Below are 10,953 nucleotides of genomic sequence, written 5' to 3'. Positions count from 1 at the left end.
TTCCGGGGGCCTGGACGTGTCGGTCGACATCCGTCGGCGCGGGACGCTGGAAGATTACCGTTGATAAGGGCGTGACGATGCAAACCCTGGATTACTACTCGATCATTTTGTTTGTCATCGCCACCTGCGTCACGCCGGGGCCTAACAACGTCATGTTGATGTCGTCGGGAGCGAACTTTGGCATCGGGCGCACGATGCGGCACGTGGCGGGGATCAACATCGGTTTTCCACTGATGCTGATTGCCGTCGGGGTGGGGGCCGGGGCGGTTTTTCAACAGTACCCCAGGCTTCACGATGTGTTGCAGGTGGTGGGTGCGCTGTACCTGTTGTACCTGGCCTACCAGATCGCCAGCGCGCCGACCGTGGACCTTGACGACAAGTCTGGAAAGCCCTTGGGCTTCACCCATGCGGCATTGTTTCAGTGGGTCAACCCCAAGGCTTGGGTGATGGCGGTGGGTGCAGTGCTGACGTATACCTCGCCGGTCGATGCCTACGGTTTTCAGATTTTGCTGATCGCGCTGCTGTTCTTTTTGTTCGGCTCGCCGTGCTCGATGGTCTGGGTGTTTTTTGGGCAATACCTGCGGCGCTTCTTGACTCACCCACAGCGTTTGAAGGCGTTCAATATCACCATGAGCCTGGTGCTGGTGGTGTCATTGATACCGGTATTGAAAAGCTTGCCGTTCGGCGAGTGGTGGTCTTGAAGGTATTTATAAAAAAAGTTACCGAGGCGCCAATAGATGCAGTTGGCGGAAGGGATTCGAGGTATTGGCATGATGCTAAGAGGATACACGTTTCAATGGCTATTCACGTTTCAGGGATCTCTGCCTTCCATCACGACAGTGCTGCCGCCTTGGTGAAAGATGGTGCCCCGGTTGTAGCTGCCCAGGAAGAACGTTTCACCCGCGCGCGGCACGATGCGGTATTTCCAGGCGTCCCAGCACCATCGCTCCCACCCGCTACGGCGTTCTACCCGTCGCCGTTCGAGACCGCCGTGGTATGTGCATCGACGGTATCGGCGAATGGCACTCGACCACCATCTGGCAGGGGGGGGCGCCGTCCTTTATTTCCAGCGAGGCCGAAGTCGCCGAGAGGGGCGAATGTTTCAGTGCAGTTGTAAAGGCCGTCGGTCAATGACGGTTTCCCCTTTTTACGCAGGCGCGAGTGGCTGTACAAGCAATCCGAGCTGAAACCCTGGATGGAAAAAATTCGCGCCCAGGAGCCTGATCGTCGTTGCTTCAAATAAGTGCTTTTTTTGGAGGGGCTTCAGGCCGATAGCGGCTGAAGGGTGTGCATTGCGCGCGTTGGTGCGACTGATAAGAGACCGTCATATGTTTGATCTTTCGAGCTTCGGAGTCGCGCTGGCGGTCTACGTCATCGGCACTGCCAGCCCCGGTCCGGGTAACCTGGCGATTGCCAATACCTCCCTGAACTTTGGGCGTACGCCTGGGCTGGCGTTGGCGGCGGGGGTCATTTCCGGTTCGCTGTGCTGGGGGGCAATGACCGCGGCTGGGGTATCGGCGTTGCTGCTTTCCTACACGCAGATTCTGGTCTGGCTGAAAGTCCTCGGCGCCTGCTATTTGTTCTTTCTGGCCTACAAGTCGATTCGCGGTGCACTGGCACACAATGCCGCCACGGTTGCGCGAGCTCGCACCAAACAGTCCAGGCACATTGGGTATTATTTGCAGGGACTGGGTATTCACCTCACCAACCCAAAAGCTGCCTTGACCTGGTTCACCGTGACCACGGTTGGGCTTAGTGCGAATGCACCGGCCTGGGCCAGTTTTGTCCTGGTGGCCGGTTGCGCTGTACTCGGGTTCATGATTTTCAGTACTTACGCGTTGGCGTTTTCAGCCCATTCGGCTGAACCGTTTTTCACTCGAACGCGAAAATCGTTCGGGATGATCTGCGCGGCCTTCTATTCGATCGTCGCGATTGGGTTTATCAGCTCGTTGTTTTAATGCTGATGCAAAAACCGGATGTCACGCTGCATTCTTCACGCCTTCCTGACCCCGACGCCAAAGGCGATGGTGTCCATCTGAATTTGGACTGCACCCCAAAGGTTAGACATAACCAATGGGGTGTTCCATGGGAAAGTACACAGGGCAGGCGAAGCTTTCAGCGGTAGGTGGGTCAGCGTTGGCGATCCGCGAGAATGCTTACGCTGGCATTGTCCAGGATTGCAGCGTGTAACCCTCCTGGCTCAACTCGGTGCGCACCTCTTCCAGCAGGCGTTCCAGCTGCGTCGGGTCGGAATAGGCACTGCTTGGAATCAGTTTGCGACAAATACGCGTGTTGGCCTGGTCGATGACACTCAGGCTCAGTTCACCATTACCGTCTTGCGGAGCCCAGGCGACACATTGAAAAGGTTTGAATGCGTGGCTGGCAATCAAAAGTGCTTCGTTGATGCGGAACGGGGTGATCACGGGTCGTCTCTCCTTGTACCCAAACAAAACAAATAATGTGCCGCCAACTTTCATTGCTTTACATAACTGCCTGGCGCCGGCTCCAGAGGCGGGAATTTGTCATTCCCGGTGTGCGCAACCGCGGGTTGGCGCTCGCCGGAGTGTCCCGCCAGCCAGTTGAACCAATCATTCCACCAGCTACCGGGTTGCTGCTCGGCATTCTTGAACCAGGTCTCCGGGTTTTTCGTGACCCGATTGTTGGTCCAGTAATGGCGCTTCTGCTTGGCGGGTGGATTGATGACTCCGGCGATATGCCCGGAAGCGCCCAGTACAAAACGCTTGGTCCCGGAGAGCAGGTTGGTACTGGCATAGGCGCTTTTCCAGGGCACGATGTGATCGTCATGGGTGGCGAGGATGTAAGCGGGAGCGTCGATTGCACGCAAATCCAGCTTGACCCCACAGCACTCAAGCTCACCTGATTTCAAATCGTTCTGCAGATAGGTGTGGCGCAGGTACCAGCAGTACATCGGGCCCGGAAGGTTGGTGCTGTCGTTATTCCAGAACAGCAAATCAAGTGGAATCGGCTTCTGGCCCTTGAGGTATTTGTCGACGTTGTAGTTCCACCACAACTCGTTGGGGCGCAGCAGGGAGAAGGTATTGCCCATGTCCTCGCCACGAAACAGGCCGATGGGACCATTCATCCCGCCGATGGTGCGCTCTCGATAGGCCACCAGTTCTTCGTCGACGAAAATGTCGATGGGACCGGTATCCAGGTAATCAAGGAACGTGGTCAACAGGCTGACGCTGGCGATCTCTCGATCACCGCGTGCCGCCAGTACGGCCAGCGCAGTGCTCAACAGGGTGCCGCCGATGCAGAAACCCACGCAATTGAGTCGCTGCTCGCCACTGATCTCACGGGTCACTTGCAGGGCGTCGATTACCCCGTGCTCAATCAGGTCATCCCAGGTGGTGCCCGCGTGCTCCTCGTCAAAGTTGCGCCAGGACATCAGGAATACGGGATGTCCCTTTTCCAGCAGATGGCGGACCATCGAGTTGTCCGGGCGCAGATCAAGGATGTAGTACTTGTTGATCGACGGCGGTACGACGAATACCGGATGTCGGTACTGGGTCTCGCTTTGCGGGTAGTACTGAATGAGCTGGAAGAGGTGGTTCTCGAAGACGATTTCGCCCGGGGTGTTGGCCAGGTCGACGCCAACCTTGAAGGCACCGCTATCACACTGGCGCATTTTGCCTTCGTTCATGTCGCTGGCCAGATGCTGCAGACCGGTGAGCAGGCTGGCACCTTTGGTCTCAACCGCACGCTGGAGTGCATCAGGGTTACTGACCAGAAAATTGCTGGGCGCACTGGCGGCGATGGCTTGCTCCACCAGATAGCGCAGGCGTTGGCGCGGTTTCTTGTCGTCGATCAGCAGTTTGTCGAGCAGTTTCAGGAGAAAGCTGGAGTTGAGCAGGTAAAACGCAGCGAGGGAGCCGAACACTGGCTCGCTCCAGTTGCCGCTGGCGAAACGTCGATCATCGAAGCTGAAGGATTGGCCGGTCAGCAGTTTTTGGCCGAGTTGGCCCCATTCAACCTGGTAGTCCGCTTGAAGGCTGTCCAGCGTTTCGCGAGGCAGCTCGAACCAGGCGCTGTGCTCATGTCCGGAAAACCAGGGATTAGTGCTGACCCATAGGCGCAATTGTTGTACTGCCAAGGACGCGATGAACGGAACCTGGCCTGACCAATAGGTCTTGAATGTATGCGCGTTGTTGTCCATTAGAGTTCCTTGCCCATACCGATGAGCCGGGCGATCGGATGGCCAAGGGCGATCGCACCACCGTTGACGTTGACCTTGCTGGTGTCCCAACCCAGCTCTTTGCCAACGGCCAGCGCCTGGGCGGCGAAGGCTTCATTGGCTTCGATGAGGTCCAGGTCCTCGACGTTCCAGCCGGCCTTTTTCAGGGTCAGACGTGTAGCCGGGACCGGGCCGATGCCCATGATCGACGGGTCCACACCGGCGCTGGCATAGGCTTTGATCCGTGCCAGTACCGGAAGGCCCAGCGCTTGTGCTTTAGCGGCGCTGGCCAGCAACAGTACGGCGGCGCCATCGTTGAGGGTCGAAGCATTGCCGRCGGTCACGCTGCCGTCTTTCTGGAAGGCCGGTTTGAGTTTGGCCAAGGCTTGCGCAGTACTGTCGATACGCGGCTGTTCATCGGTGTCGAAGACCAGTGGTTCGCCCTTACGCTGAGGAATCAGGATCGGGGTGATTTCGTTCTGGAATCGCCCGCCCTCAATGGCAGCGGCGGCCTTCTGTTGCGAGGCGGCGGCGAAGGCATCCTGCGCTTCACGAGAGATCTCGTACTTTTGCGCCAGATTCTCAGCGGTGATCCCCATGTGGTAGTCGTTGAAGGCATCCCACAGGCCATCCTGGATCATGCTGTCTTGCAGTTGCGCATGGCCCATGCGCAGACCCGTGCGTGCCTTGGGCAGAACGTAKGGAGCCAGGCTCATGTTTTCCTGACCTCCAGCGATCACCAGTTCCGCGTCGCCGCAACGGATTGCCTGGACGGYGAGATGGACCGCCTTGAGGCCCGAGCCGCAGACCTTGTTCAAAGTCAGGGCAGGGGTGGTATGTGGCAAGCCGGCTTTGATTGCTGTCTGGCGGGCCGGGTTTTGCCCAGCGCCGGCAGTGAGTACCTGGCCGAGGATCACTTCATCAATTTGAGCAGCATCGATACCCGTCTGCTCCAGCAAGCGGCGAATCACTGCGGCACCCAGTTCGGTCGCGGGAATGGCAGACAAAGCACCCTGGAAACTGCCGATGGCGGTACGAGTAGCGGCAACGATTACGACTTCGTTCATGCATGACCTCATTGAAAAGACAAAATTCGTCGAACACACCAGGGCATTCATGCCCTGGTTGGGCTTACTGCATGTTCATGCCGCCGTTTACCGAGAAGTCGGCACCGGTGCTGTAGGCGGACTCATCGGAGGCCAGCCAGGCCACGATCGAGGCGATCTCGTCGGGTTGGCCAAGGCGACCCACCGGAATGCCGGCAATCATGCCGTCCAGAATGTCCTTGCGGATTGCCGCAGTCATGTCGGTCTGGATGTAGCCTGGGGAGACGGTGTTGACGGTCACGCCCTTGCCGGAAACTTCCCGGGCCAGTGCCATGGTGAAGCCATGGATGCCAGCCTTGGCGGCCGAGTAGTTGGTCTGACCGAACTGGCCACGCTGGCCGTTGATCGACGAGATGTTGATGATCCGCCCCCAACCCTTGGAGAGCATGCCTTCGATGACTTGCTTGGAGGTGTTGAACAAACTGTTCAGGTTGGTTCCGATCACCGCGTTCCAGTCTTCCGGGGTGAGCTTGCGGAAGGACGCGTCACGAGTGATGCCTGCATTGTTGACCAGTACGTCGATCGGCCCGAAGTGTTCGCGCACCATCTCAAAGGCCTTGCGGGTCGGCTCCCAATCGGTGATGTCGGTTTCGACGCAGTCGAATCGATAGCCTGCTGCAAGCTGTGTTGCCATCCAGTCATCCTTGCGGCCGGAATTGGCACTGCAGCCGACAATAACCTTGAAGCCTTCCTTGTACAGACGTTGGCTGATGGCTGTACCAATGCCGCCCATACCACCTGTTACTACCGCAATACGACTACGCGACTCCATATTTCTACTTCCCTTCTTTTTGCGCTGCAGGAGAGAAGATTGTTCGATATCAACGGTTCGTGCGGAAGTGTTGGTAGGTGACGTATTCGTGTCCATCGGTGCCACACAGGCGTTTTAGACCGCTTGCAAAAAATGAGGAGTACCTATACTGGGATCAATACTTGAAACGGAACGGATAATTAATATTCGTGAAACATGGCTGAAATATGTTCAGCGTAGGTCAATATCGGCTCCGGACAGGATGTTCGGTTCCACAGGTTATTGAGGGCGCTATGTATAGAATGAGTTCAGGTTATGCAGGCATGCTGGCGAATACGCTTTTGGCTCAAGGACTGGACGTTACCGGTCTGTGCCAGGAGGCGGGACTGGACGTCGAGTTCGTGAATAAACCTGGAGCATACTGCGAGCGGAGCGTTATCTATCGTCTTTGGGATCTGGCTGCTCAGGCCTCGAATGATCCGAACATCGGTTTGAAAGCCTACGGGAGTTTCCACCCCGGCGTGTTTCAGATCGTGGGCTACACGATGATGTCCAGTTCGAATCTGAAAAGGGCGCTCGAACGCCTGGTTCGTTTCAGCCCGTTGATTAGTACCGGATTCAGCCTTTTCTTTGTGCTTATGACAGCATCCTGTTCGATGGCGAGGAGCTTCTGAGTCCTTTGAGCATGGCCAACGAGGCGCTTGCCATACTCCATGACAGCTATGCCGAGGCTCAATTGGACCAGTTGTCCGGCGGCTCTATTGTTGGCAGGATTCGCGCGCTGATTATCGAGCGCTTGAGCCAGGGGCAGGGCCAGGTGCAATGTGATATGGAATCGATTGCGGCGGCGCTGAACATCAGCAAGCGAACGCTTCAGCGAGGCCTTGAGAAGGATGGCACGCAATTCAAGGATGTCCTGAACGATGTACGCCGGCAGCTGGCCGACTTCTATTTGCGCCATTCTCGTTTCAACATGAAGCATGTGACGTATCTGCTCGGTTTTCATGATCACAGCAGCTTCCATAAGGCATGCACCCGCTGGTTCGGCATGCCCCCCGGTCAGTATCGAACCGATGAGTCGTTGTTTGCGCTCGAGGAAGTCGCGTCCGTGCCCGTGCCGGTCCGAGCCATGAACTCCGTCGGTCAGCGCAGAGACCATAAGACCGCAGGCTTCGCCAGCGCCTACGCCGAACGGATACACCGCTAATCCCTATGGAGGGTCATCGAGGCTTTGGATCTTTTGTCGCTTGGCGCTTTGGGGCTTTAGCGACGATGGCGGGAGCGGGCAGGGGGACTTCGAGCAGCGTGTGCAGTTCACGCCAGAATTTGCCTTCGGTTCCAGCAGTCGTGAGCAATTCAGGCATTAATTGCCCAACGGCTGTCAGCACCTGTTGGCGTTCCTTGGCCTCGGGTAGCAACAAGGGCAGGCTGCGCAAGCTTTCTTGCGGGTGGGCAAAAACCAGCAGGTTCTGCAATCGGATGGCTTCGCGCAGGGCTGTGGGCTCAGTGCTGTAATCCTGGACCAGCAAGTGCACCTGCTGGATCAGTTTCTCTATGCTTTCCTTGCCCGCCTTGTCGCTGTTGCGGCCCAGCAAAAACAGAATCCGCACCAACGCTTCCAGGGTGCCGCCATGGGGCAGCGCATCCTGCAGGCGTTCGATCAGGGCCTGGTCCTGCTGGTCGGCATGTGCCTGGAGATTTCGCACCGGGTGGTTGTTGGTGAGGGTACCCAGTGCGCCGTAGATACCGTAAAAACACAGCTCCTGAGTGGCGTCACGCACATCGCGATAAGCATTCAGGGCGTCTTGTATCTGGTTGGAGAACAGCTCCTGCCACGCCAGCAACGGGTTGTCCTGGCGTGCGGGACGACGATCACTGCTCACTTGGGAGGCGGCCCCGGCTAACCACCACAGCGCCGGATTCAGGCTGCTCCATAGCACTTGCTGCTGATGGAAGGGGTGCATCCTGCGCATCAGTTCGGCAATGGGCTCGTTGACGACCTGACGCAGCCACGGGCGTATGAACCCGTCGTAAAACTCGCTGTTGATTTCAGAGGCATGCTCCACCAGAGAGAATTCGCGATCGTCATCACGGGCTGGCTCGACATCATCATGGATATCAGCGATTCGCCTTGATTCGAAACTCACGCTGTATTGCACGTCACTGCTGCCTGAGGGGGCGCATCATGCAAGGCGAGATCGCTGGGATAGACATCGACGATCCAGTTCAACGCCTGCTGGGGAGGGGTGATGTTGTCGCCGTAGGAGCAGAACACCACCACCGGTACTTCGATCCGTTTCAGGTCAATACCGGAGCTCTTGCGGCCAAGGCCGCCGGACAACCGGTTGCCGATGAAAAGGTCATCGACAATCATCTCGATCTCTTCGCCATTGAGCAGGGTCGGGCTGCCCCACCAGCGTTCGAAGTCGAGAAAGCGTGCAGCCTCACTGTCGATCTGGCTGAACAACTGGTAGTACTTGCCCCAATAGGTGTTGGCCGGGTCCAGGTTTTCGAAATTGCTGACCAGCCAAGTGCCGTCGAAACGGTTATTGCCCAAGTCGCTGCMCAGGCGTGCCATCCAGCCGCCACCCAGCAGGCCACCGGTGTAACGCATTGGATTGCGTCCATTGACACCGGCCCAGTACGACAAGGGGGCACCATTGATAATGATCAATCCCGGCAGTTCCGGCCGTGTTGCCGCCAATCCCATTAAGGCCCAGCCGGCCTGGCAGTTGCCGATAATGATCGGCTTGCTGTTGGCTGGGTGAAGGGCGCTGACGACCTCGATGAACCGGGCCTGGGCTTCGACGATATCGGCCAGGGTTTGCCCAGGCTGTGGTGAGTGGCTGAAAGAGATGAAATAAGTGGGGTGGCCGGCTCTGAGGCTTTCGCCCAGTACCGAATCCTGTTTGAAGCCGCCGATTCCCGAGCCATGGCCGCCGCGTGGGTCAATGATGATCACCGGCTGGCCATTGCTGTCGATTTTTTGCTCGGGCCCCGGGAGGATTCGCAGCAGTGAATAGTTGACCGGGCGCGGGAGATCGGCGCCTGCGATAAGGGTTTCATGATCGAACTTGAGCAGCAGTGGATACCCGGCGCGTTCATGGGCCAGCGTATTGTCGCCGCGCTGGCGCAGGGTGTCCCAGAACAGCAGGCAGCGTTGGCCAAGGTCAGTGACATATTCCTGCCATTCAGCGGGCGTAGGTTGTCTGAGTTGACCCTGCTTCAGCGGCGCGAGGGTTTTTTTCTGGCGCTGGCGCAAAGCATCAAGGATGTTCAGCGTATTGAGGCGCTGCAGATGACTCAGGTGTTCGAACAGGCCGCGTTGAGAGAAAGGTTTTTCATATTGCGATGCAATAATGTCTTCCTGGCCCATGGTGATCTCCTGAGGTTATGCATGCGAAGCGGCGGCTTACGGCTCATAGATGAACGAGACCTTGGCTGTCCGCTTGATGTCAGGAGTCTATAGCGAATATCAGCAGTGGTGGAAAAACTTTTGTGCGCCGCACAAAAAACCATTGCCAAAAAAAATTGTGCGCTGCAATATTAAGTCTAGCGCGATGACCGGCAGGATCGCTATCGCGTCCTCAGGCCCAAGTCGGCCTTTCAGAATCAGGAGATTCAAGCATGTCTTTTTTCAATTCGGAAAAATTGCAAGACGCTCAGAAAGCCAACCTAGACCTCCTGCAGCAAATCAGCGGCAAAATCTTCTCCAGTGTTGAACAGCTCAGCCAATTGCAGTTCAAGACACTGCAGGCCTCCACCGAGGAGCAGTTCGAAGTCTTTCGCAAGCTGCTGGCGGTCCGTGATCCACAAGGGTTCGCTGAGCTCCAGGCTTCTTTCACCCAGCCAAATGTGCAAGCCGAACGCCTGGCTGAGTTCAATCGCCAGGTGCAAGCGTTGATTGTCGGCACTCACTCGGAAATCACCAAGCTGGCCTCGCGTCAGGTCGAGGCGGGCACCCAGCAGGTGCAAGAGTTCGTTGACGTGATCAGCAAGAATGCACCGGCAGGCTCCGAGCCTGTTGTGGCTGCATTCAAGTCGTCGCTGGCGAATGCCGGTACCGTTTTTGAAAGCGCACAGAAAGCCGTAAAACAGGCTACTGACGTTGCCCAGAGCGGTTTTGAGGCAGCGACCGCAGCAGCCGGCAAAGCTGCTCCAGGTGCCAAGGCTACAAGCGGCAACAAGTAAGTCACATTAGAGCGGTTGAACGGATGGCGATGGGGTTACTCCCCATCGCCATTTTTTTTCGTCCCGCCACCGGCACCCGGCTTGCCAGGTGCCATGCCGCCGAACAGGCCGAAGAGGTTCTGAGTGTTCAGGTAGAGGGCTTTTGACTGGTCGACATACTGGCGCATCAAATCCTGCATGACCGGTGCTTGCTGGTGCATGAACTCGCTCCAGGCTTCAGAGGACTGGGCTCCGGTCTGGGACTGGATGTCGATGACCGTCTGGATGCTTTTATCCAGGTAGCTGCCGAGGACGCTCTGGTAGGGACCGTAGAACTGAATAATCCCCATCAGCATCTCACTGGAGAATATCGGCTCACCGCCACTTTCGGCTTCCAGAATGACCTGCAGCAAAATACTTCGGGTCAGATCCTCGCCGGTCTTGGCGTCGACCACCTCGAACGGGATTTTATCGACGACCAACTGGCGTATATCCGCAAGGGTCAAATGACTGCTGGTGTGCGTGTCATATAGACGGCGATTCGGGTACTTCTTGATCAGACGGGTGGTGTTCCGACTGTTATCTGTCATGCGGGGCTACTCATGGCGAGCCTGATTTACAGGCATCTTATCCTACTCTGACCACTGCCACTCCAATGCGTCGCCTCACGCGGCACGCGCCGGGTGTTCAGAGTAAGAACTTTCTTCGTCATCCCGCACAACGCCGTGTGT

The 10,953-nt window shown here is 57.1% G+C and carries 7 protein-coding genes and 4 pseudogenes; 5 read left to right on the top strand and 6 right to left on the bottom strand.

Annotation, left to right across the window (positions count from 1 at the left end; all coding sequences use genetic code 11):
- Positions 1–77: 77 nt before the first annotated feature.
- From AC1DH9_RS23615 to AC1DH9_RS23605, 3 genes and pseudogenes are all read left to right on the top strand, one after another.
- Complete coding sequence (locus AC1DH9_RS23615) at positions 78–701, top strand: LysE family translocator (RefSeq protein ID WP_427540516.1); 624 nt, start codon at positions 78–80, stop codon at positions 699–701.
- Between the two features lie 95 nt (positions 702–796).
- A pseudogene (locus AC1DH9_RS23610) lies at positions 797–1,047 on the top strand (carbamoyltransferase N-terminal domain-containing protein); the annotation flags it as partial.
- Positions 1,048–1,328: 281 nt separating this feature from the next.
- The gene (locus AC1DH9_RS23605) at positions 1,329–1,958 is read left to right on the top strand and encodes a LysE family translocator (RefSeq protein WP_427540369.1); all 630 of its coding nucleotides are present in this window, start codon (positions 1,329–1,331) and stop codon (positions 1,956–1,958) included.
- Positions 1,959–2,156: 198 nt separating this feature from the next.
- Here AC1DH9_RS23605 and AC1DH9_RS23600 read toward each other — a convergent pair whose 3' ends face one another.
- From AC1DH9_RS23600 to phbB, 4 genes and pseudogenes are all read right to left on the bottom strand, one after another.
- Complete coding sequence (locus AC1DH9_RS23600; protein ID WP_427528318.1) at positions 2,157–2,423, bottom strand: hypothetical protein; 267 nt, start codon at positions 2,421–2,423, stop codon at positions 2,157–2,159.
- 50 nt (positions 2,424–2,473) lie between these two features.
- Entirely contained in the window at positions 2,474–4,177 is a 1,704-nt protein-coding gene (phaC, locus tag AC1DH9_RS23595; protein WP_427540366.1) for a class I poly(R)-hydroxyalkanoic acid synthase, read from the bottom strand.
- A 32-nt stretch (positions 4,178–4,209) separates the two neighbouring features.
- A pseudogene (locus AC1DH9_RS23590) lies at positions 4,210–5,262 on the bottom strand (acetyl-CoA C-acyltransferase); the annotation flags it as partial.
- A gap of 64 nt (positions 5,263–5,326) precedes the next feature.
- Positions 5,327–6,073: an acetoacetyl-CoA reductase gene (gene phbB / locus AC1DH9_RS23585; protein ID WP_477806109.1), complete on the bottom strand. Its 747-nt coding sequence runs from the start codon at positions 6,071–6,073 to the stop codon at positions 5,327–5,329.
- A gap of 272 nt (positions 6,074–6,345) precedes the next feature.
- On the opposite strand from phbB, the pseudogene AC1DH9_RS23580 reads away from it, so the two are divergent.
- Positions 6,346–7,259: pseudogene (locus AC1DH9_RS23580) on the top strand (helix-turn-helix transcriptional regulator).
- 13 nt (positions 7,260–7,272) lie between these two features.
- Here the strand turns inward: AC1DH9_RS23580 and AC1DH9_RS23575 are convergent.
- Positions 7,273–9,428, bottom strand: a pseudogene (locus AC1DH9_RS23575) (DUF3141 domain-containing protein).
- A gap of 251 nt (positions 9,429–9,679) precedes the next feature.
- On the opposite strand from AC1DH9_RS23575, the gene phaP reads away from it, so the two are divergent.
- The gene (gene phaP / locus AC1DH9_RS23570; RefSeq protein ID WP_427540351.1) at positions 9,680–10,243 is read left to right on the top strand and encodes a TIGR01841 family phasin; all 564 of its coding nucleotides are present in this window, start codon (positions 9,680–9,682) and stop codon (positions 10,241–10,243) included.
- Between the two features lie 35 nt (positions 10,244–10,278).
- On the opposite strand, the gene phaR is transcribed toward phaP, so the two are convergent.
- Positions 10,279–10,812 carry a polyhydroxyalkanoate synthesis repressor PhaR gene (gene phaR / locus AC1DH9_RS23565; RefSeq protein WP_427528304.1) on the bottom strand — a complete coding sequence of 178 codons (534 nt, stop codon included), beginning with the start codon at positions 10,810–10,812 and terminating at the stop codon, positions 10,279–10,281.
- Positions 10,813–10,953 lie beyond the last annotated feature (141 nt).

Source organism: Pseudomonas sp. 05T35 (genome assembly GCF_056396605.1).
This window is presented reverse-complemented; position numbering and strand designations above follow the sequence as displayed.

Excerpts from the sequence above, each read along its gene's own strand:
- AC1DH9_RS23615 (WP_427540516.1), top strand. The coding sequence starts at position 78 with ATGCAAACCCTGGATTACTACTCGATCATTTTGTTTGTCATCGCCACC.
- AC1DH9_RS23605 (WP_427540369.1), top strand. The coding sequence starts at position 1,329 with ATGTTTGATCTTTCGAGCTTCGGAGTCGCGCTGGCGGTCTACGTCATC.
- phaC (WP_427540366.1), bottom strand. The coding sequence starts at position 4,177 with ATGGACAACAACGCGCATACATTCAAGACCTATTGGTCAGGCCAGGTT.
- phbB (WP_477806109.1), bottom strand. The coding sequence starts at position 6,073 with ATGGAGTCGCGTAGTCGTATTGCGGTAGTAACAGGTGGTATGGGCGGC.
- phaP (WP_427540351.1), top strand. The coding sequence starts at position 9,680 with ATGTCTTTTTTCAATTCGGAAAAATTGCAAGACGCTCAGAAAGCCAAC.
- phaR (WP_427528304.1), bottom strand. The coding sequence starts at position 10,812 with ATGACAGATAACAGTCGGAACACCACCCGTCTGATCAAGAAGTACCCG.